Source organism: Alcaligenes sp. AB3 (genome assembly GCF_031844565.1).
Classification (GTDB): Bacteria; Pseudomonadota; Gammaproteobacteria; order Burkholderiales; family Burkholderiaceae_B; genus Alcaligenes; species Alcaligenes faecalis.
Genome location: NZ_JAUZVM010000003.1, coordinates 56,916 through 80,220, shown reverse-complemented (window position 1 = coordinate 80,220; position 23,305 = coordinate 56,916). Strand labels below are relative to the sequence as shown.

Below are 23,305 nucleotides of genomic sequence, written 5' to 3'. Positions count from 1 at the left end.
CGCAAGCAAGCCATGAGCTATTTTGAACGACATGATGTGCTGGTCAGCCGGGATTGTCCGGCTGTCAGTATCCCTTACGGTGCTCCCGTTACGATCGAGGCGGGTTGTACAGCAACGATTACCCAGAAGCTGGGTGGCAGCTATACCGTGATGGTAGAGGGCAACCTGTACCGGATTGAAGGTGTCGATGCCGATGCGCTGGGTTTTGAGTCCCAGGACAAGCCCGAAGTGTTTGTGCCCGAGCTGCCCCTGAGCGAAAAAACCATTGAAGATGCTGCCTGGATTGTGCTCTCCAGCGTTTACGATCCGGAAATTCCGGTGGACATCGTGAACCTGGGGCTGGTGTATGCCTGTCACGTGAACCAGACCGGGCCTGAAACCTTTTCCATCACCATGGAAATGACGCTGACGGCTCCGGGTTGCGGTATGGGTACGATGATTGCCGACGAGGCCCGCTACAAGCTGGAGACCATCCAGGGCGTGGAAAAGGCGGTGGTGGACCTGGTTTGGGACCCGCCATGGAGCCGGGAGCGCATGAGCGAATCAGCCCGCTTGCAACTAGGGATGCTGTAATAGAAAAAGCCTGCATATTCTGCAGGCTTTTTTGTATCTGCAGATGCGAAGTATCTGGAAACGTGTGTCTAAGGGGGCTGGGGCCTGTTTGCAATGTCGTTTAACACTGGACAGTAAGCTTTAGCTCAATCCCTTATGTGTCGTTGGGCGCCCGGTCTGGGTCCGCTCTCTGACTACACTAAACTGCTCAAAAAAAATGACTCGATTTCCGCCTGTTATCTATACATAAAAATAATGGCTAAGGCGTTTAAAGGCAGGTTTTCATTAAGTCTCATCTTTCCTTTTCTGCATCTCATCAGATGCCTGATACTTTAATTTTCTGCTCGGATAAAACTGAAGCCTATAACTTTTCCTAGGGTTTATGCTTATCTCCCACTGGAGAGATTTGTATGAATTTCGCTTATTAAGCTTAAGTTTCTTTCATTCAAACCTGAAACCTTCAGGCTTATATAAATAAGAACTCATGTGGCGAACGGAGAATAGAATTTGATACAGATAGAACATAACGATGCTTTTTTAAAGCAGGATCTTGCAGGGCGGGCAGGTTAAACGCCCGCCAATACAGGAAGACTTGGGGTTGAATCAATAGAAGACGAATGGGCACCCGCTTATTGGCTTGTACATAGGTGCTTTATTTCGTGAGCAGACCTTTACTGAGGCGTCAGGCGATCAATCAAACTGTTCAGGCTGGCATCATCCATTTGGCGTCCTTGAAGCAGATAGAACTCGTACACGAGACGAATCGCTTGGGCCTCAGCTCGAGAACGCAGGCTGAGCTTTTGCTGCACAAACAGCCGCCGTATTTTTAGAATGATCTCTTCCAGGGAGTCCATGTCCACCACGCTGGGATTTGTTTGGGGATAAGCGTGCTTACCAAGCCTGTCATCGCCGCAAGCCAGCCACTGAATGGGCAGCTTGGAAGCGTTTGCCAACTTAATCAAAGCCAGTCGAGATGGCTCTGTTCTCCCTGATTGCCAGCCTTGTAGTATCAGCTGAGACACACCAACTTTTTCTGCCAGCTTCTGTGCTCCTCCTGCCTGCTCAATCGCTAGTTTGATTCGTTCCGGGAAGTTGGGGGAGCTTTCCTCTACGCTATTTTGACCGGCCTGGCTTAATCGCTTTACTGAGTGTTTGAAATACATTGCCACCTCCAGAGATTGCATGTTCTTGTCGTTATTGGTTATTTGGCCAAGATAGTGCTTGATGGTGATATATACTTGCCTTATTATTCAATTTGAACAGAAAACCAAGTTAACTACACAAGAATTTGCATAAAAAATGTAAATGATGTGGTTTTCTTACTTTTGTTTTAAGAACTTGACTGTTTAGGCAAGATTTTGTGCTTATGCTGAGTGGGGCGCGTCACGGAAGGGATGCGCATCGGGCCCTTGAGGGCCAGGAGCAGAAAGACAGAGTGGCCTTGCTAACAGATCGGCTGTAGGCGCGCCAGGTCTTGGGTGAGTAAGAAACACAAAAAAAGACGTTGGTGAGCGCCGGGCAAAGCCGCATGAACGCGTGCAGGCCTACAGGGCAATGATAGCCACGGTTTTGGGGAGAGGGAGGCTTGGTACTGTTGAAAACAGAGAGAATCGTGCTGTTATTCGATAACGGCGATTTGATACAAAAGCTGATCGATGATTTGGCCTTGTGGGGCATACCAGTGCAAGTGCTTACAGCACAAAGTGCGGTGTCATTCACTCACGATGAACAGACCGATGCAGGTGAGCTGATCATGTTGCACTCTTCGAATGAGGATCTGCTCAGGGATGTGGGGCGCTTGCGGGCTCAGTCTCCCGCAATGGGTTTGGTGGTCTTGCGCTTTGAGGGAACGCTGACTCCTGAACATAGCAGCCTCTTGCTATTGGCTGGCGCAGATATCTGTTTTGATGAACGAACTCACAGTATGGAAGTGCTGGCCAGTATCCAGGCCTTGCGCAGGCGGGAGCTGGCTCTGAGAGCCAAGTATTCGGATGTAAACGACAAGTCCCTGTCGATCGCGCTTTCAGAAAGCCGGTCGAACGGAATCGGTCAGGAGCCTGTGTTCGGCTGGGACTTGCTGGAGGACGGGTGGCGCTTGATGACACCACAACGACATGCCATTACCTTGACAGGGGCGGAGCGACGCGTACTGCGAATACTGCTGGCGGAAAGCCCTGAGCCTGTTGCACGGGAAAAACTGTTGAGCGAAAAGGAAGGGGATCAAACACCTAGTCGCTACATTGATGTCGTCATTAGCCGCTTGAAACGTAAGGTGGCACAGCACGGCGAGCGTTTGCCCATTCGTTCTGTATGGGGCGTAGGTTATGTGTTTTCTGCTCGTTAGCCAGAATTTGTTTTTTGAGTCGTGAGCAAACCCTGATCGTTTTAAAGAAGGGGAGTGAATAACAGGCTGGGTTATCGCCAGGCATGAAGTTGCTTATGACTTTCATATTCAAGCGAAGTCACTTCGCAGGCGGCTCCCGGTCCCAGCCTGAGTATTCTGGTGTGTTTTTATCGAAATGAAGCCAATTCAATCAGATTATTCAAACTGGCTTCATCCATTTGTTGCCCCTGGCGCAAGTAGAACTCATAGACCAAGCGGATGATGCGTGCCTCGGCTTCTGGCTTCAAGTTCACGTTTTGACCTTGGAATAGTTGTTGGGTCTTGGCGATGATCTCTTCCAGGATGTCCAGATCAACCAAGGTTGAAGAGGGTTCCGAGGGGGATGGGTTGCCTTCTCCCGAGGCCAGCCAGCTGACAGACAAGTTGCTGGCCTGAGCCATTTTGACCAGGCTGGATCGGGATGGGTCGGAGTTTCCAGAGCGCCAGCTTCGCAGTACAGAAGTGGACATTCCCATTTTGTCCGCCAAGTTCTTGGCTCCGCCTGCACGAGCGATCGCTAGATTTATCCGGTCCGAGAAGTCTTTAAATTCATTTTCCATATGTGTGTAGTTTGGTCTGCCCAAAGGTTGTGGTGGTAAGGGGCCCCAACAGTTCTAGTTTATGATCCTGCGTCTTTTTCTTCATGTTCTTGTCAATTCTTTTCAATGTCGACAAGTAATCGCTTGATAGCGACAAGATCTTGTCGTAATATTCTTCCTGAACAGAAAACTAACCGGAAATACGCTTTTTTACACAAAAACGCCAATTTCAGGCGACAGGTTATTCTTTTTTCACAAAATCGATTCTCTCGATAAGAATGTGTTGTGCTGCGTCTGCTTCTTTGTGTGAGGCGTGTCGGAGGTAGCGCGCAATCCAGGTAAATGACAGTTTTGCATTGCTTGCTTTTTGGATGAGCAGGTGGCTTTTTTGCGCCCTGCGTCCGGTGATTCTACCTCTTGAGAGTGCGTTTGTGTTGAATGTGCGGCTTTTTGTTCCAGCTGTTGTGGATATAGAAAGTCACTTGCCCGGGTGCTTTATGACTAGAACAAAAACAGTGGGGATCGTGTTGGCTCTGGCCGTTCTTGCTACATCGAGCAAGGCCCAAACGATGCTTGAGCGTCTTCAGGAGAAAGCCGTTCAGGAGCAAGCCGATCGTGACGCACCCTTAAGTATTGAGTACGTGGTTGATCGCGTCCTTGCGCGTCACCCTGGGCGGGAAAGTGCCATGGGTTACGAAGCAAGCGCACGCGAGATGATTGATGTCGCCAAAGCGCATTACTACCCGCAAGTCAGCGGAGGTGTTTCTAGTAGCTATGAAAAGTACCGTTCCGGTCGCTATGACGAGAAGGCCTTGCAAAGCCTGGATGTGAATGTACAGCAGTTGCTGTACGACTTCGGCAAAACCGCCAATTCCGTTAAAAAGGCCGAGTTTGGAGAACTCAAAGCCCAGGCCAGAACTGACCTGGTCGTGGAGCAACTGGTTCGCGAAGCGTCTAACTCGGTTCTGGAAGCGGTTCGTTATCAGGGCTTTCTGGATTTGGCCCAAGCACATGTCCAGGAAGTGGAACAGCTAACCCGTCTGGTCGAGCAGCGCCACGAAAAAGGCGCCAGCAACTTGTCGGACGTCTTGCAAGCGCGTTCCCGCCTGGATTCCGTTCAGGCGCTGGTATTGAACGTCGAAGCGGAATATCGCAAATGGCTGCAGGAAATTGCATTGCTTGCACAACTTCCTGACGTTAGCGCCGTGTCCTTGGCGCAGTTCCCACCTGAACTCAATCAAAGCTGCACGATCTCCCGCATCAATTGGGAGCGCATTCCTGAAGTGGTGATGGTTGACATGGCGGCCGAAGAAGCGGTGGCTGATGTCGATCTGGCCAGCTCAGAAGAATGGCCAACCCTCTCTTTGCAAGCTAATGCCTCCCGTGCTCTGAATGCGACCCCGCTCTATGGCAGCCGTGTTGAGACCGGGGTACGCCTGAATTTCTCCATGCCCTTTTATCAAGGGGGCGGTCTGTCGGCGCGTAAACGCGCAGCCTCGGGCGCCTTGCGCGCTGCCAGCGCTGAAAAATCTCAAGTCCGCCTGCAGGTGGAGCAGCGCCTGGCCGACCAGGTCAATCGTTATCAAGGTCTTGAGCGTCGCAAGACGCTGCTGGCCAATCGTGTCGTGAACATTAGTGGCACGAAAGATTTGTACAGAAAACAGTATTTGGATTTAGGTACGCGTTCACTGGTCGATTTATTGAATGCCGAACAGGAATACCACCAGGCCCGTGTCGAGGTGTTGAACAGTGAGTTGGATTTGAAAGCTTCGCAGATTGAGTGCGCTTACTCCCAGGGATTGTTGAGCGCTGGATTCAATGTGCCTGCCTTGAATTAACCGTTGTGAAGAGGGGCCTTGTGGCCATTTTTATTATTAAAAGGTTGGGCTATTCATGAAAATGATCCTAGCAGAACGATCGGGAGTGGGAAAGCCAGTACTGGAGACGCAATTAGCGGATCAAGTGCTGGCCACCCCACATCTCGTCAAATTGAACGCGAGTCCTGGCGATATTGTCAGTATTACCCGCCAAGGAAATAACCTTGTCCTGGTGATGGCCAATGGTCAACAGGTCACCTTGCAAGGTTTTTTTAACGAAAACCCAGACGGCGAACATAGCGAGCTGGTTCTGGAAGATTCAGCCTGCCAACTGTGGTGGCTCAATAGCAGCGGAGAGCTGGTAGAAATCTCCGCCCAGGATGCCGTATTTGCAAATACGGCTCCTGTTGTTTCCGAAACTGTGTGCGCTGCTGCCGCTGGCACTAGCACACCTCCACCGTGGGTCCTTGGCCTGCTGCTGGCTGGCTTGACAGGCGTTGCAATGGCATCCAGCCATTCCTCCGGTGGCTCGGGCGGCAAGGGACCAGTAGATCCTGATGATGGCGACGGTGATGCAGATGCCGATGCAGATGCAGATGCTGACGCTGATGCTGATGCTGATGCTGATGCCGACGCCGACGCTGATGCCGACGCAGACGCAGACGCTGATGCCGATGCCGACGCAGATGCTGACGCCGATGCCGATGCCGATGCTGACGCTGATGCAGATGCCGACGCTGATGCCGACGCGGACGCTGATGCTGACGCAGATGCAGATGCGGACGCAGACGCTGATGCCGACGCTGATGCTGACGCCGATGCCGATGCGGACGCCGATGCCGATGCGGACGCCGATGCCGATGCGGACGCCGATGCTGATGCTGACGCGGATGCCGACGCTGATGCTGATGCTGATGCTGATGCTGATGCAGACGCTGACGCTGATGCTGACGCCGATGCAGATGCGGACGCTGACGCCGACGCCGATGCAGATGCCGATGCTGATGCTGATGCGGACGCCGATGCAGATGCTGACGCCGATGCAGACGCAGACGCTGATGCGGACGCCGATGCCGATGCTGACGCTGATGCCGATGCTGATGCCGATGCTGATGCCGACGCTGATGCTGACGCCGATGCCGATGCGGACGCCGATGCTGATGCCGACGCTGACGCCGACGCCGACGCTGACGCTGATGCAGACGCAGACGCAGATGCTGATGCTGATGCTGACGCCGATGCGGACGCAGATGCTGACGCTGATGCAGATGCAGATGCAGATGCCGACGCAGACGCAGACGCTGATGCAGATGCCGACGCAGATGCAGATGCTGACGCTGACGCTGATGCCGACGCAGATGCTGACGCCGATGCAGATGCTGACGCCGATGCAGATGCTGACGCCGATGCAGATGCTGACGCCGATGCAGATGCTGACGCCGATGCAGACGCTGATGCTGATGCAGATGCCGACGCTGACGCCGATGCAGATGCGGACGCTGATGCTGACGCCGATGCAGATGCGGACGCCGATGCTGACGCTGACGCTGACGCCGATGCAGATGCGGACGCTGACGCTGATGCAGATGCGGACGCTGACGCCGACGCTGATGCGGACGCCGATGCAGATGCTGACGCCGATGCAGACGCCGATGCAGACGCCGACGCCGACGCCGACGCCGACGCTGATGCCGACGCCGACGCCGACGCTGATGCGGACGCCGATGCTGATGCTGACGCGGATGCCGACGCTGATGCCGATGCAGATGCTGATGCTGATGCTGACGCTGACGCTGATGCTGATGCTGATGCCGACGCCGACGCCGACGCTGATGCCGACGCAGACGCAGACGCAGACGCTGATGCCGATGCCGACGCAGATGCTGACGCCGATGCCGATGCCGATGCTGACGCTGATGCAGATGCCGACGCTGATGCCGACGCGGACGCTGATGCTGACGCAGATGCAGATGCGGACGCAGACGCTGATGCCGACGCTGATGCTGACGCCGATGCCGATGCGGACGCCGATGCCGATGCCGATGCGGACGCCGATGCTGATGCTGACGCGGATGCCGACGCTGATGCTGATGCTGATGCTGATGCAGACGCCGACGCCGATGCGGACGCTGATGCCGATGCGGACGCCGATGCAGACGCCGATGCTGATGCAGATGCGGACGCAGACGCAGACGCTGACGCCGATGCCGATGCCGATGCCGATGCAGACGCGGATGCTGATGCCGATGCCGACGCGGATGCCGACGCCGATGCTGATGCTGACGCGGATGCAGATGCAGATGCCGACGCCGATGCCGACGCGGATGCTGACGCCGATGCCGACGCCGACGCGGATGCTGATGCCGACGCCGATGCAGACGCCGATGCGGATGCCGACGCCGACGCCGACGCCGATGCGGATGCTGACGCTGACGCTGACGCTGACGCCGATGCTGACGCCGATGCCGACGCGGATGCCGACGCCGATGCTGATGCAGACGCGGATGCAGACGCTGATGCTGATGCCGACGCCGATGCAGATGCCGACGCCGACGCAGACGCGGATGCTGATGCAGACGCCGATGCAGATGCCGACGCCGACGCAGACGCAGACGCCGACGCAGATGCGGATGCTGATGCAGACGCCGATGCTGATGCTGACGCCGATGCTGACGCTGACGCCGATGCCGATGCTGACGCAGATGCGGATGCTGATGCAGATGCAGATGCAGATGCTGACGCCGACGCTGACGCCGATGCCGACGCTGACGCAGATGCCGACGCGGATGCCGACGCTGACGCAGATGCTGATGCCGACGCTGACGCCGATGCCGACGCCGACGCGGATGCTGATGCAGACGCTGACGCCGACGCGGATGCCGACGCCGATGCTGATGCCGACGCCGATGCGGATGCTGACGCCGATGCCGATGCTGACGCGGATGCTGATGCAGACGCCGATGCAGATGCCGACGCAGACGCGGATGCAGACGCTGACGCCGACGCCGATGCGGATGCTGACGCCGACGCCGATGCCGATGCAGACGCGGATGCTGATGCGGATGCCGACGCTGACGCCGACGCTGACGCCGATGCCGACGCCGATGCTGATGCGGATGCTGATGCTGACGCCGATGCAGACGCTGATGCAGATGCAGACGCTGATGCTGATGCCGACGCCGATGCAGATGCCGACGCCGACGCCGACGCAGACGCGGATGCTGACGCTGACGCAGACGCGGATGCTGATGCGGATGCAGACGCTGACGCTGACGCCGATGCCGACGCGGATGCCGACGCCGATGCGGATGCAGATGCCGACGCCGATGCTGATGCTGATGCTGATGCCGACGCCGATGCTGATGCTGACGCGGATGCCGATGCTGATGCCGATGCAGATGCAGATGCCGACGCTGATGCGGATGCTGATGCTGATGCAGATGCTGACGCCGACGCCGACGCGGATGCTGATGCCGACGCGGATGCCGACGCTGACGCCGATGCTGATGCGGATGCCGACGCTGACGCCGACGCTGACGCGGATGCCGACGCGGATGCCGACGCCGATGCTGACGCGGATGCAGATGCTGACGCGGATGCAGATGCTGACGCTGATGCCGATGCTGATGCCGACGCCGACGCCGATGCCGACGCAGACGCGGATGCTGATGCAGACGCTGACGCCGACGCGGATGCCGACGCCGATGCTGACGCTGACGCCGACGCTGACGCCGATGCCGACGCGGATGCCGATGCTGATGCCGATGCAGATGCAGATGCCGACGCTGACGCGGATGCAGATGCCGACGCGGATGCCGACGCCGATGCTGATGCTGACGCCGATGCTGACGCGGATGCCGACGCTGACGCAGATGCTGATGCGGATGCCGACGCTGACGCGGATGCTGATGCAGACGCTGACGCCGACGCGGATGCCGACGCCGACGCCGATGCTGATGCCGACGCCGATGCGGATGCTGATGCAGACGCCGATGCAGACGCCGATGCTGACGCTGACGCGGATGCAGACGCCGATGCAGACGCCGATGCTGACGCGGATGCAGATGCTGACGCGGATGCTGACGCGGATGCAGATGCTGATGCAGATGCTGACGCGGATGCCGATGCTGATGCCGACGCCGATGCCGACGCCGACGCGGATGCTGATGCAGACGCTGACGCCGACGCAGATGCGGATGCCGACGCTGACGCCGATGCCGACGCGGATGCCGATGCCGACGCGGATGCCGATGCCGATGCAGATGCCGACGCTGACGCTGACGCCGACGCGGATGCAGACGCTGATGCGGATGCAGACGCAGATGCGGATGCTGATGCAGATGCAGATGCTGACGCCGATGCTGATGCCGATGCAGATGCAGATGCCGACGCTGACGCCGACGCGGATGCAGACGCTGATGCGGATGCCGACGCCGATGCCGACGCAGATGCGGATGCCGACGCGGATGCCGATGCTGATGCCGATGCCGATGCAGATGCCGACGCTGACGCCGACGCGGATGCAGACGCTGATGCGGATGCAGACGCCGATGCAGATGCTGACGCCGACGCTGACGCCGATGCCGACGCTGACGCAGATGCCGACGCGGATGCCGACGCTGATGCGGATGCCGACGCTGACGCCGACGCCGACGCCGATGCTGATGCTGATGCCGACGCCGATGCGGATGCTGACGCTGACGCCGATGCCGACGCAGATGCCGACGCTGACGCTGATGCTGACGCCGATGCCGATGCCGACGCGGATGCCGACGCCGATGCTGATGCTGACGCGGATGCTGACGCCGATGCGGATGCTGATGCTGACGCCGATGCCGATGCCGATGCTGACGCGGATGCTGATGCAGACGCTGATGCAGACGCCGATGCAGATGCCGACGCAGACGCGGATGCAGACGCTGACGCCGACGCCGATGCCGACGCGGATGCTGATGCCGACGCCGATGCCGATGCTGACGCAGACGCAGACGCAGACGCAGACGCTGACGCCGATGCCGACGCTGATGTCTCAGACGATTACTTCACGGCGAACGTCAGCATCTTGCCTGCTTCTGATGGTTCCTTGCATGAGACAGATACGGCATTGATCCTGGTTGATCTGGGTGGCATTGGGCAAGCGATTTTCAATCAGTATCCACGCGTAAGTTTCACCATTGACGAGAATCACAGCGGTAATGCATCCATTACTGTCAGTGCCGGTTCTTTGGTGGGCTTGTTCTCCGGTGCTCAGGCCAAGATTGAAGTCAAGGATGAGCACGGCAACTGGGTTCCAGTCAATAGCATTGGCAACAATGGCATCATTGATTTGATTGGACTAGGTGGAAGCAAGGCCGGTATTACGCTGGAAGATTTGCCTGCTGGGGAATATCGCGTGATGGGTGGTGCCAGTGGAGTGGGCATTGGTACGCTTCTGACCGTTAATGCAGATGTGGATCTGTTTGACCATACTGAAATTGGCGGTTTTGATGTTACCGCTGTAAGCGGCAATGTGCTCGATAACGACGCTGCTGGCGAAGGCGCCAAAGTGACCCATATCAATGGGGAGCAAGTAGGTGCCAACGGTACAACGACGTTTGAAGGTGAATACGGCACGCTGACTATTGGTGCAGATGGCGAGTTTACTTACACGCCAAACAACACCGATGGCTCCGGTATTGGCCAGGTGGAAACCTTCGAGTACACGATCAAGGCCGCTGATGGTTCCATCAGCACCGCCAAGATCCACGTCCGTATCGACAGTGATGGCCAAGGCCTGATCTGGCCCGAAGATCCGTCCCAGCCAGCTGAAGTTGACTTGGTTGCCAACAGCAACACGGGCGAAGCTGTTATCGACAGTGACTACCGTGTGACCCAAGGTGGACCTAGCCAGAAAGCTCCTAGCCAAAATATTGGCGGAGTTTTTGATGGAGCGGTTACCAAGACCACATCGGTCAGCTTTACGGTTGATCCAAACAGCAAGGCTAACGTCAAGATCACGGCCTCTTCACCCGACGAGCTTCTCGTTACCGATAGCTTGACGGTGACGGTGACCGGTCCTGGTGGATATTCCAAGACGTACACCGGGTCGGGCGGTCTGCTCAGCAACCTGAGTGTTCAGGAAATGCTGCAAGGGCTTGAGGCTGGAAACTACACCGTTACGGCAACGTATCAGCGTAGTGGTACAGGCACGGGCGGCAAGCTGGAGTTGGGTTACGAGACTCAGTCGGTCACGCATCTGGATGAATATGTCATCAAGAACATTCACGGCGCGAGCGGTAATGTTCTGGCTGACGATCATCTGGCCTCGACCTACACCAAGTTCCTGATCAAGGATGCCAACGGCAACTTTGTGGAAGTTATCAATGAAACCACGGTGGAAGGTCAGCATGGCACGCTGACGATCAACACCAACGGCAGCTACTCCTACCAGCCTAAACCTGGTCTGGAAGAGACTGGTAATGAGGATGTCTTTGAGTACCGTCTGGAGCATCCAAACGGCACTACGGCTGATGCCACCCTGACGGTGGGCGTTGAGCACGGTGACGGTCCTTATGTTCCTGAAGCGTCCGCCTTCAGCGCTGACTTTGACGAGGTGGGGGCAGATGAATCCGCCTTGTCCTTGGACAACGTTGAAGACCATACGCCAGAGACAACAGAAGAGCCTGCGGTTCTTGAAGAGAGCATTGAGCTTCAGGGTACCGAGGAAACGGACGTTGATCTGGGCGCATTGGAGGATGAACAGGAGCAGTCTGGCCAAGCCGCTGGCGAGCCAACCTCGTTTGAAGGCATCAGCGAAGAAGACGTGCTGGTACCGGAAGTCGAAGTTGACCCCGTCATTGACGAGCTGGATGAGCACAGCCTTGTAGGCTAATTCATCTCCGGGAGCACTGGGCTGTAAAGCCCAGTGCTTTTCTGTCTGCGCTGTCTTTGTAGCGATTGCCTATTTGCAGACCTCTTGTCACTGCCCTGTAGGCAGGTCAATGACAAGACGTTTGATCGTTGTATTTCACAAGGATGAATGCATGCCATTGCAGGAAGCCGTATCTGTTGACGCAGCCCCCGAGGCCAGGCCCCAGGATTTGTACAAACCCTGGATTGAAGCTGTTTTGTCGATTGCCAGACATTACCGCCTGGATGTCTCGCCCCAGAATCTGGAATTGACGGCCAACTGGTTGAAAGGAAAAGACATTGCTTACGTCCTGCGCCGTCTGGCAAAAGAAGCCGGCCTCTACGTAAAGCCGGTTACCTTAAGCGAGGGGGACTTGAATATCTGGCGCCTGCCTTTGCTGGTACAGCTGGAGAATGGCCAGGTCGGGGTGGTTGAACAGATCAATGAAGGCGGTTTGCTGGGTATCCGTTATAGCGGCGATGAAGGTTTGCTTAGCGAAGTGGCGGTTGCGGATCTGCTGAGCAATGTTCGGGCGGCGTTTGTGATGCGGCCCATTCATGCCGTGGCCGATGCCCGCGTGGATGATTACGTCAAACCTTTTGAAAAGCATTGGCTCAAGCAAATTGTCTTTAGTGAGTGGCGCCCGTATTCCCATTTGTTTGTGGCGTCTTTTCTGATCAATGTGTTGGGCTTGTCGGGGATTTTATTTACCCGGCAGGTCTATGACCGGGTGATTCCGGCCGAGTCCTATCCCACCTTGTATGTACTGTTCAGCGGCGTGATGGTGGCCCTGGTCTTCGCTTTCATCTTCAGAATTGCCCGCAGCAAGGTTATTAACATGCTGGGCAAGCGAGCTGACTTACGAGTATCCGACCGGGTCTATGGCCGGGTGTTACGCATTCGCAATAGTGACAGGCCACAGTCCACGGGGAGTCTGATTGCCCAGGTTCGAGAGCTGGACAGCATCCGTGAAATGCTGACTTCTGCCACGATAACTTCCTTGGTGGATATTCCGTTCTTTGTGTTGTTCTGCGTCGTGTTCTGGTATCTGGCCGGCAGCCTGGTGTGGGTGCCTTTGATCGCCGTGGTCTTGATGGTTACTCCCAGCCTGCTGGCCCAGCCACGTTTGCGACAGTACGCCAGCCAGTCCGCTCGCGAGGCCAGCTTACGCAATGCCATTTTGGTGGAAGCGGTACAAGGCTACGAGGACATCAAAACCACGCAGTCGGAGCTGCGCTTTCAGAATCAGTGGAATAACTTCAACGCTGCCAGCGCGGATGTAGCCTTGAAGCTGCGTTCGTTAAACAGCTGGCTGAGCAGTTGGACCAGTACTGTGCAAGGTTCGGTGTTTGCTTTGATCGTGATGTTTGGCGCCTTCAAGGTCATTGACGGTGAGCTCAGCACAGGCTCTGTCATTGCCGCTTCTATTTTGGGCACGCGTATGTTGGCTCCGATGGCCAAGTTGACAGCGGTTCTATCGCGCTGGCAGCAGACCAAAGTAGCCATTGGGGCGGTCGACAAATTAATGGCCTTGCCTACTGATGATGACAGCGCAGAAGAAGGGCGCATTCATGTTGCCAATGTTCGTGGCAACTATGTGTTCAAGGATTGCCAGGTCAGCTACCGCTCCGACAATCCCACGCCGGCCTTGTCCATTAAAGATCTGCAGATTCATGCCGGTGAAAAAATCGGTATTTTGGGGCGCAACGGGGCGGGGAAATCGACCTTGCTGCAAGTGCTGTCAGGTTTGCTGATTCCGTCTGAAGGCACCGCGACGATCGAAGGTGTCAGTCTGGCGCACATTGATACGGCAGATTTGCGACGCGATATGGGCCTGCTCAGTCAGAGCGCGTCTTTATTCTACGGAACCATACGCGACAACATTACCCTGGGTGCACCGCTGGCCAGCGATCAGGACATTCTGAAAGCCTTGACCATGACAGGCGCGATCGAGTTCATTCAACGTCTGCCCACTGGTCTGGATCATGTGTTGACCGAGGGTGGGAAAGGTTTGTCGGGCGGGCAGCGGCAGGCTTTGCTTTTGTCACGCCTGATTCTGGCCAATCCGGATGTGGTGTTGTTGGACGAGCCTACTTCGGCCATGGATGATGCCAGCGAACGGCACTTCATTCGTCATCTTCATCACTGGGCACAAGACAAGACTCTGGTTATGGCTACGCACAAGCTGCGCATGCTGGAACTAGTGGACCGGATTCTGGTGGTCAGCAACGGCAAGATCGTGATGGATGACAAGAAACAAGTCGTGCTGGACAAGCTGGCTCAAGGCACAAAGAAAAAGCAGGAGCCCGCCAATGACAACTAAGAACTCAAACAAGTCCAAGAGCTCGGATAAGTCGGATCAAAGTCTGGACGCGGTGTTGCTTTTTGATCCCAATCGGGACCAGCACCAATATCAGGACGACGTAAGCGAAGCGCAGATTGTGCGCTCCAACCGCATTATCTGGTTCTTTGGTTTGCTCCTGGTGGTGTTGATTGCCTGGGCCTACTTTGCGGAGTTAACAGAGGTTTCCTCGGGAACCGGCAAGATCATTCCCAACTCGCGTGAGCAGGTTATTCAGTCCCTGGAGGGCGGGATTATTTCCCATCTCTATGTGCGCGAGGGCGACATTGTGGAGCCGCAGCAAATTCTGGCTCAGCTGGATCTGACTAAAACAGAAGCGAACGTCGGTGAAAGCGCGGCCAAACACAGGGCGGCAGTAGCCAGCGTGGCACGACTGGAAGCCGAAGTGAACGGCACCAAGTTGAGCTTTCCGGAGTCCTTGAACGAGTTCCCCTCGTTGATTCAGGCCGAAACGCGTTTGTACAACACGCGTCAGGCTGGCTTGAATGAGTCCATATCAGGCCTGAGGCAGTCCTTGGGCATTGTCAGCGAAGAGTTGCGCTTGACCCAGTCGCTTGCCAAAGCCGGGGCTGCCAGCCATGTGGACGTACTCAAGCTGCAACGTCAGGTGTCGGAAATTCGTTTGAAGATTACCGAGCGCCAGGCCGAATACATGGTGAAAGCGCGCGAAGAGCTGGCGCGTGCCAAGGCCGAGGCGGACTCTTTGGAAGAGGTCATTCGTGGACGCTCGGACTCGCTGTCCCGCCTGACTTTGCGCTCGCCCGTGCGCGGTGTGGTGAAAGATATTGAAGTGACCACGCAAGGTGGGGTGATTCCACCCAATGGCCGCTTGATGGTGATTGTGCCTATGGAAGATCAGTTGCTGGTGGAAGCACGTATCTCGCCGCGCGACATTGCCTTTATCCGGCCAGGTCTGGAAGCCAAGGTCAAAGTCACAGCCTATGACTACTCCATTTATGGCGCCTTGAATGGCGAGGTGGTGACTGTGTCACCCGACACGATTCAGGACGAAATCAAACCCGAAGTTTTTTATTACCGCGCTTTTATCCGTACCACTGATGACGCCTTGGTGAACGAGAAAAGCGGCATTCGTTACCCCATTGTGCCGGGGATGATTGCCACGGTAGACATCAAAACAGGCGAAAAAACGGTATTTGAGTACCTGATCAAGCCTATTAATCGGGCGCAGGAAGCCTTGCGGGAGCGTTGAGATGAGCCTGTCTATTTTATTGAATCAATGTAAGCCGCTATTAGCGACGAAACTGGCTTCCGAGCCGGTGAGCGACTTGCCAGAAGGCGTACCAGCTTGCGTATTGTTTTTCAGCGTTTGCAATGGCCAGGAGCGTGCCCATGTGCAGATTTCTCAAGGGCAGAGTTTTGAGCAGGCATGGGAGCAGGGCAGTCAGACCTTGAACTCCTGGATGGCCGGGCAGGATAAGCCCGCATTATGGTTGCGTGTGGATTTGGTAAATCGGGTAGAGGCGTATAGCTGGGCCGATCAACAAGAACGCATGAGTCTGTCCAAGCGTAATTACTTTCGTTTTGGCCTGTCCTTCAAGGCAGATTTTTCAATCGCGTTTTTGGAGCAGGAACTGGCCGCCAACGCGATTCTATATGACGGCAAGCTGGGCGAGGCCACACCCAATGCGGTGAATCTGGCCCATTATTCCCGCCTGCGTTTTGGTCAGGCGCTGGATTGGCCACAAAACCCCGAGGAGACGGTCTGGCGGTTCAAGACGATGGCCGTGTTCAGCGATGGCCAGGACGTGCATGAGATAGAACACCAGGGCCGTCACAGTGGCTACCGCAAGGTGCTGGACTGGGGGCCTGGGCGTGTGCGTCATACCATTGATGCCAGTACCCAGTATCTGGCTGAGCAAGTTAAACAAACTGGCCAGTATCACTATGGCTGGTTTCCATGTTTTGACCGTGCAATTCCCACTTACAACGCCTTGCGTCATGCCAGCTCCACCTATGCCTTGCTGGAAGGATGGGAAGTCACGGGATTGGACAATCAGAAGCAGGCGATTGAACGCGCCTTGCAGTATCTGACTGAAAGCCTGATCAAGGTAATGAGCCTGCCTGATGGTTCTACTGCCGCTTTTCTGGTGGACACAGGCGATGAGATCAAGCTGGGGGGAAATGCTGTTTGTTTGCTGGCCCTGGTGAAATATACGGAGCTGACGGGCGATCAGCGGTACCTGCCTTTGCTGGAACAATTGGCGCTGGGTATTGTTTTCATGCAAGACCCTGAGTCCGGGTCCTTTGTGCATGTGTTGAACTATCCTGATCTGTCCTTGAAGGACGAGCACCGGATTATTTATTACGACGGTGAGGCCGCCTTTGGCCTGATGCGCCTGTATGGTTTGACCCGCGATGCCCGCTGGTTGTCCACGGTTGAAAAGGCTTTTGACTTCTTCATCAAAGCCGAGCACTGGAACGCGCATGACCACTGGTTGAGCTACTGCGTCAACGAATTGACCTTGTACAAACCGGAGCCGCGCTACTACCAGTTTGGCCTGGACAATGTGCACGGTTATCTGGACTTTGTACAAAACCGCATCACCACATTTCCTACCTTGCTGGAATTGATGATGGCGGCCCAGCGCATGATTGTGCGCATGCAGTCTGACGCCAATCCGCAGATCCAGGCCATGCTTGATGGCTTCCCGCTGGACACTTTTTATCAGGCACTGGAAATACGCGCCCGCAGCTTGCTGGATGGTTTCTTTTGGCCTGAGCTGGCCATGTACTTCAAGAATCCGGCACGTATCCTGAATGGCTTCTTTATCCGTCATCATAGTTTCCGAGTGCGGATTGATGATATTGAGCACTATTTGTCGGGGTATGTGGCGTATTTGAAGTATTTGAAATCCCAGGGCATCGGACTCTCTATAGGGACCCCACAGCTGGCAGCAGGACCTCTTGTCGACACGCCGGAAGATGTAGGCCCGTCGATTGTATGGGGCGGGGACGTGAACTTGGGACGGCGCCAGCATTACCGAACTAAAGAATTGGGCGCTGACAAGGTCTTGCAGGTTCCTCCTTTGCGGGATGCGGACTTGTCTATCGTTAATTTGGAATGCGTTATTGCGACGCAGGGCGCACAAGGCATTTCCAAAGGGGAAGGGGGGCCGTATTACTTCAGGGCCAGACCCGAAATGCTGGAAGTCTTGTTGCGCTCAGGGGTGAACGCGGTAGTCACCGCGAATAACCATGCGGGTGACTATGGTGGGCAGGCCTTGCTGCAGCAGGCAGAGCTGTTGGATGCCATGGCTATTGCTCACGCTGGAAGTGGTGCGAACCGCAGACAAGCCTTCAAACCTTTTTTTGCAAAAGCGGGCCGCCTGACCGTTGCGGTATTTGCAATTGATATGACTCAGCATCGTTTCGCTGCGAAGGAGGCGGAGCCTGGGACGGCCTATCTTGCGCCTGATGATCCAGACCTGATTAGAAAGACCTTGTCTCCTTTGGTGAAAGCGGCTCGCAAGCAAGCCCATGTTGTGCTGGTTGCGGTGCACTATGGAGCGAACTTGGCGGACGAACCGGCAGAGCAAGATGTGGTGGCGGCGCGTGCTGTGATTGATGCCGGAGCGGATGCGGTTCTTGGGTCGTCGGCTCACGTACTGCAAGGTATAGAGATCTATCAGGGACGCCCGATTATCCACGATGCGGGTGACCTGTTATTTGATGCGATCCGGCAGGATTTTGTGGATTCCGGGGTATTCAAGCTGGAAATCAATGCCAGGGGGGTGAAGCGGGTGAGCTTTATTCCAGTCGGCGTCGGCTTTGGACAAACCCTATGTTTGGAGGGAGACGCTGCTGTCGCTGCCGCCCGTCGTTATGCCCAATTGTGTGAGTCACAAGGAACCGCCGTCCACTGCACCAAAGATGGCACTGTTTATGTGGACTTGGTGCTGACGGCCAGAGGCGCCCCGCGCACTGTTGATTTGGCAGCCACTCCGGCGCCTCGCAGAGCAAAATCCTTGCGTGTACCCGAAAATAAGGAGTGGACGGTAGCGCAGGTTCCGGAAGATGCTGTTATTCCTCCGGTAAAGATTGGCCCTTTGCGTTTGCTAGGGCTGCGAGTTTCGCCCTCGGTGATTACTCACCGTACGAGCTTGTGGGTGGAGTCATTCTGGACTGCTGATGAGGCGGTTGGAACGGATTTTCGCCTGGACTTTCGAGCAGCTCCCGTACGGCGCACTTCCATGAGCCCATGGGGGATTGCCATGGATCATGATCCTTGCGATTGGATGATGCCGACCTCTCGCTGGCAGGCGGGGAAAATATACCGAGACTTCTATAGTCTGCGTCCCCCGTACTTGCCCAAACTCAAGAACGTCCCCCTTCAATTGGAAGTGGGATTAAAGAGTGCCGAGGCGGCTTTCGCGCGGGTCAAACTTCCGCGCGTGGTGCATTTGGCGATTCCAGGTAGAGATGAAGAGCTACGCCCTGAAAAAGGGCTGCACACATATCGCACGGACTATCCGGCTATCACTCGCAGGGATGAGCAAGACAAGACATGGACGGCCGACGAGCTGGCTCAGGTTACAGGGGGCATTTGGTTGGTTCAGCCTCCAGAGGGCTGGTATGTAAAGTCCCTTGTCGCCGGCGAAAAGCATATTGATATGTTGCCTGGTCCGAGCTTGTTTGTTGCTCACGATTCGTTTGATCGACAACGGCATGAGCAATCCAGTATGCCTGCCAGGAATTTTGACCGGCACCGCGTCCTGGCTCGTGTTTGCGGCAAAGTGGTTGGTGCTATTGTCAGCAAGCCTGTGCAGGGCTTACCGGCAGATTTCCCTGTGCTCTATGTAGCAGATCCGATCAAGTCCTTGATAGAACTAGGTCTGGCGGCCCGTCAACGGTATACCGGCCCTTTGATTGCTGTGACGGGAACAGTTGGTAAGTCAACAACTTCCGATATGCTCAAAGGCATTTTGCAAGGGCATGGCGGGAAGATTCTGGCCAGTATTGATAACTACAACTCGCGTGTTGGTGCGCCCGCATTGCTGGCCAGCCTTGCTCAAGACTACTCTGCGGCGATTGTTGAGGTCGCGCAAAGTGCACTCTGGATGAAACGGGGGCCGGTCACCCGCCTTCTAAAGCCGACGGTGGCGATCTTGACGGAGGTCGGTTTATCACAAACCAATGCCAATATTCGCAGCCTGAAAGATGTTGCCCATTGGAAGTCCAGAGTCTTTGATTCCTTGCAAGACAGTGGCGTCGCTGTGATTGGCGAGCACCTCCCTCATTTTGAATACATTTTGGAGCAGGCACGTAACTTTGCCTCCCAGGTCATCGTGTACGGGGAGTCCAGCACGTGTGGACTGCAGTTGGAGCTGGTGTCAGAGGATGAGTCGGGCTCGCTCATCAAATTCACCTATGGGACGGATACCGCAGTAATCCGAGTGCCTGTTCCTGGCGTGGGGGGCAGGCACAATGCCGCCGCCGCAATCGCCGCGGCTTTGGCAACCGGGTATCACCTGGAGGATTGTCGAGAGGGGGTTGAGGCTTATCAGTTGCCGCATGCGCGCTTGCAGCGTATCTGTGCCTCGCTGGGAGATCGCACATTTGATTTGATTGACGACAGCTATAACGCAGAGGTGTTGTCGATGATTAATGCGTTTTCTGTGGTGGGCGCCATGGAGGTTACTGGCCGAAAAATAGCCGTACTGGGCCGGATTGTTCATTTAGGGGATATGGCTGAGCAACTGCATGCCGGTTTGGCTGAGCCTGTCATGCAAACCGGTTTTTCTCTTGTTGTGACACAGGGCGAGGAAATGCTGGCCTTGCGCAACAAGTTGCCTGCTTCCTTATTAGGACCGCATTGCCAGAATGCAGCTGAAGTCCTTGAGTTTCTGCATCAGGAAATTCGCACAGGCGACTTGGTGCTATTGAAGGGGTCTCGACGAGACTCGGACTTCGGGACGATTGGAGAAATCCTGGGAAAGTCCGACCTGCCCGCTAACCAGCAAATTATTCAGAAGGTGGTGGCACAGGGAGAAAACCTGTTCCAGGACTCTCCTTTTCTGGGCTGGAAGGGCGATATTGTGCGGACGGTTGTTAGCCATTACGCAGTTAAAAAAGCTTGCACAGTGCGTTCGGAACGGGGACTGGTCTTTAGTGTGACGCTGCCTGATGGGGGCCGTACAGAGTATTTTTCACAGAATAATCCGGCGGGTTCGATGTTCGCTTTTGCGTTGACGGCCGACAAAAGCTTAACCAAGCGGTTCTTGCAGTATTACGGTTTTCCATGCCCTCAAGGCGCGGAGTTTACAGATAAGGAAAAGGCCTTCAACTATTTGCAGCAGCGGGGTATCCCGCAGGTTGTCAAACCTGTTCAAGGCTCGGGCGGGAAGGGGATCAGCACCAATATTGAAGGAAGGCAGGCTTTTGATCGTGCCTGGAGTCTGGCGACCGAGCGGGGTGCGCGGCGTGTGGTGGTAGAGGATTTTGTACAGGGCGATGAGGTACGAATAATCACGGTAGGTGGTCAGTATGCGGCGGCTCTGTGTCGGGTACCTGCTTTTGTAGTGGGCGATGGCAGCAGCACCGTGCAGGAACTGATCGACACGAAGAATCAGCACCGGATGCTGAACCCGCTTTTGGGGATTCATCCCATTCGTAACTTTGACTATTTTCTTGCGCAAGGGCGAGAGCTGTCGGATGTCCCAGCGGCAGGAGAGCATGTCCGTTTAAGCTCAGTGTCCAACTTGGGCATGGGGGGCGATAGCGTCAATCTGACTGAGCAGATCGATAAACGGATTATTCGTTGCATTGAGCAGGCTGCGGCGGCCATCCCTGGTGCGACCTTGTTGGGCTTTGATGTACTGATCAAGGATTTCAAGGGCGATGGCAAACCGGGCAATATCGCTATTCTTGAAATTAACTATAACTGCGGCACGACCAGCCCTTATTTCAATGTCTATGGCAAGGCCGTCAATATCCCTTTGAAGTTGCTGGAGTTTATAGAGCGTGGGGAATACATGACTGCCAACAGGCAGACTGGTCCGGTTCAGATAGAGCCTGCTCCTCTGTTTGACGAGAATCTTGCAAATGAGCTAGCAGGCCAGAGAGATCAAGTGAGTTTGCTGCGTCGTTCGGCCTTGGCCTTGGGCTTGAAGCTGGATGCCATTAGTGAAACCCTGACCGTGGTTTCGTCCGAGAGTCAGCGCTTGGGTTTTCAGAAGGGCTTGTGCTCCTTAAGTCGTTCGTTGGCACGTCGTGCCAGCAATGATCGTGATTGGACCTTAAGGGCGTTGAAGCGTGCCGCTTTGCCGGTTCCCGCAGGCCGTTTGTTCAAGCCTGAGCAGGTGTCGGAAGCGTGGAAATATGTATGCTCGAAAAAGACGGAGATGCTTGTTCAGCCTAATCTAAAGAGGGGCAACCTGCTTTCCTATGCCGTTAACAAGTCTGACGGAAAAGCCTTCGAGCAGGAATGGGACAAACTCAGCCGCAAACTTCGGCCTATGTATTGCGAGGCGCAGGTAAGTGGCAGCGAGTTCCACTTTTTTGTGGTGGGCAACTCGATTGTGGCGGCTCTTGCGCAACCACAGGATGATGCAAAAGCGTACGTGGACTGCACGGAACAGGTACATGGCAGCTGGGCTCGGGTTGCGAGCCAACTTAGGCAGGCCATGTATGGACCGGTGCACCTCGGTTTCAGTATTCGAGCCCAGTCGGTGCGGAAGTCGGCAGATGAACAAGAATGGCATGTCGTCGATGTGACGACTGACCCTCTGTTTGCCCGCTTCTGCTTTAGCCAAGGCGGACGTGATGTGGTGCACGCCCTGTTGACGCATGCGTTTTCTCTTGAACTGGTGGATGCATGAAAGGGCGCTACGTTTTACAAGCCCGTGTCCGGGCGGGCGTGTTCGCTATTTTGATGGCCGGACTTTCTGTCAAGCCAGCTTGGGCGTATACGGTCGCCGTGGACGAGGCGCCTTTGGCGTGGAGTGCCCAGGCTAATAGCCAGCAGTGCCCCAATGCGCCTAGCTACTTGTGGGTTGAAGGGGGTGTGGGGCCTGCGTGCATTCGATATTTTGCGGCAGGGCAGTTGGAGAAGGCCGAGGTGCTTATCGTTCAATTTTATGGCGATAGGGATAAGTCCTTGCGGCAAGCGCCCGAGGATATTGAAAACAATACCTTGTTGGCGCAACAAGCCTATGCCGAAAAGCAAGCGGCATTGGCTGGTCGGCCATGGCTGGTCATGGCCAGGCCAGGGACGTACGGTTCCAGCGGTGACCATCGAAAGCGTCGTTATCAAGAAGAGTTTGTGGTTTTAGGCCGGGCCTTGGATGAACTCAAGAGGCGCTATGGCGTTAAAAAGCTGGTTCTGTTGGGGCATAGTGGTGGGGCTACCGTGATTGCGTCTTTGCTGACAATGGGACGAGACGATATACAGTGCGCTGTCATGAGTTCAGGTACGTACAACTATATGGCCAGGAACATTTTGTGGCGCATGAGTCGACATCGTTCGCTGGACTTTAATGCGGCGAGCCAGCGAATTTTTGATCGTTATGACCCTGTTTTCCATGTTCAGGGTGTGGTGCCTGATGACACTCGTCAGCTGTATATCGTTGGTGATCCTCGGGATACCAATACGCCATTCCATCTGCAGGTTCAGTTTGCCTGGATGCTGCGCGGTTATGGGCACCGTGTTGATGTAGTGGAAATGGAAGGCAAGGCGCCTTCGTATCACAATTTGCTAGGCAGTGGTTCCAGTCAGTTGGCCATAAGGTGCGCCGGAAACTAAGG

11 protein-coding genes and 1 pseudogene are annotated in these 23,305 nt (G+C 55.5%); 10 read left to right on the top strand and 2 right to left on the bottom strand.

Annotated elements, in window-relative coordinates; all coding sequences use genetic code 11:
* Window positions 1-12 precede the first annotated feature (12 nt).
* The gene (sufT, locus tag Q9R35_RS07800) at window positions 13-573 is read left to right on the top strand and encodes a putative Fe-S cluster assembly protein SufT (RefSeq protein ID WP_042480373.1); all 561 of its coding nucleotides are present in this window, start codon (window positions 13-15) and stop codon (window positions 571-573) included.
* Window positions 574-1,223: 650 nt separating this feature from the next.
* Here the strand turns inward: sufT and Q9R35_RS07795 are convergent.
* A complete protein-coding gene (locus tag Q9R35_RS07795) occupies window positions 1,224-1,736 on the bottom strand; it encodes a helix-turn-helix transcriptional regulator (RefSeq protein WP_311219631.1) in 513 nt (170 codons plus the stop codon).
* Window positions 1,737-2,164: 428 nt separating this feature from the next.
* On the opposite strand from Q9R35_RS07795, the gene Q9R35_RS07790 reads away from it, so the two are divergent.
* Window positions 2,165-2,896, top strand: a complete 732-nt coding sequence (locus Q9R35_RS07790; protein ID WP_063692790.1) for a winged helix-turn-helix domain-containing protein — start codon at window positions 2,165-2,167, stop codon at window positions 2,894-2,896.
* Between the two features lie 167 nt (window positions 2,897-3,063).
* Here the strand turns inward: Q9R35_RS07790 and Q9R35_RS07785 are convergent, their stop codons facing one another.
* Complete coding sequence (locus tag Q9R35_RS07785; RefSeq protein ID WP_109089743.1) at window positions 3,064-3,495, bottom strand: helix-turn-helix domain-containing protein; 432 nt, start codon at window positions 3,493-3,495, stop codon at window positions 3,064-3,066.
* Window positions 3,496-4,043: 548 nt separating this feature from the next.
* Between Q9R35_RS07785 and Q9R35_RS07780 the strand changes: the two genes are divergently transcribed.
* From Q9R35_RS07780 to Q9R35_RS07745, 8 genes and pseudogenes are all read left to right on the top strand, one after another.
* Window positions 4,044-5,312 carry a TolC family protein gene (locus tag Q9R35_RS07780; protein ID WP_311219630.1) on the top strand — a complete coding sequence of 423 codons (1,269 nt, stop codon included), beginning with the start codon at window positions 4,044-4,046 and terminating at the stop codon, window positions 5,310-5,312.
* Between the two features lie 55 nt (window positions 5,313-5,367).
* Window positions 5,368-5,592: pseudogene (locus tag Q9R35_RS18675) on the top strand (BapA prefix-like domain-containing protein); the annotation flags it as partial.
* 256 nt (window positions 5,593-5,848) lie between these two features.
* On the top strand, window positions 5,849-10,399 hold the full coding sequence (locus Q9R35_RS07770; protein WP_311219629.1) for a hypothetical protein: 4,551 nt from the start codon (window positions 5,849-5,851) through the stop codon (window positions 10,397-10,399).
* Window positions 10,354-12,162, top strand: coding sequence for a BapA/Bap/LapF family large adhesin (locus Q9R35_RS07765; protein WP_311219628.1), 1,809 nt, complete (start codon window positions 10,354-10,356; stop codon window positions 12,160-12,162). The genes Q9R35_RS07770 and Q9R35_RS07765 overlap by 46 nt, the downstream gene beginning before the upstream one ends.
* Before the next feature lie 151 nt (window positions 12,163-12,313).
* Window positions 12,314-14,503, top strand: coding sequence for a type I secretion system permease/ATPase (locus tag Q9R35_RS07760; protein WP_086046101.1), 2,190 nt, complete (start codon window positions 12,314-12,316; stop codon window positions 14,501-14,503).
* Window positions 14,493-15,752, top strand: a complete 1,260-nt coding sequence (locus Q9R35_RS07755; protein WP_311219627.1) for an HlyD family type I secretion periplasmic adaptor subunit — start codon at window positions 14,493-14,495, stop codon at window positions 15,750-15,752. Before Q9R35_RS07760 ends, Q9R35_RS07755 begins: the two co-directional genes overlap by 11 nt.
* 1 nt (window position 15,753) lies before the next feature.
* Complete coding sequence (locus tag Q9R35_RS07750) at window positions 15,754-22,380, top strand: CapA family protein (protein WP_311219626.1); 6,627 nt, start codon at window positions 15,754-15,756, stop codon at window positions 22,378-22,380.
* Window positions 22,377-23,303 (top strand): hypothetical protein, encoded by a 927-nt coding sequence (locus Q9R35_RS07745; RefSeq protein WP_311219625.1) that lies wholly within the window; start codon window positions 22,377-22,379, stop codon window positions 23,301-23,303. The genes Q9R35_RS07750 and Q9R35_RS07745 overlap by 4 nt, the downstream gene beginning before the upstream one ends.
* The last annotated feature ends 2 nt before the right edge of the window (window positions 23,304-23,305 follow it).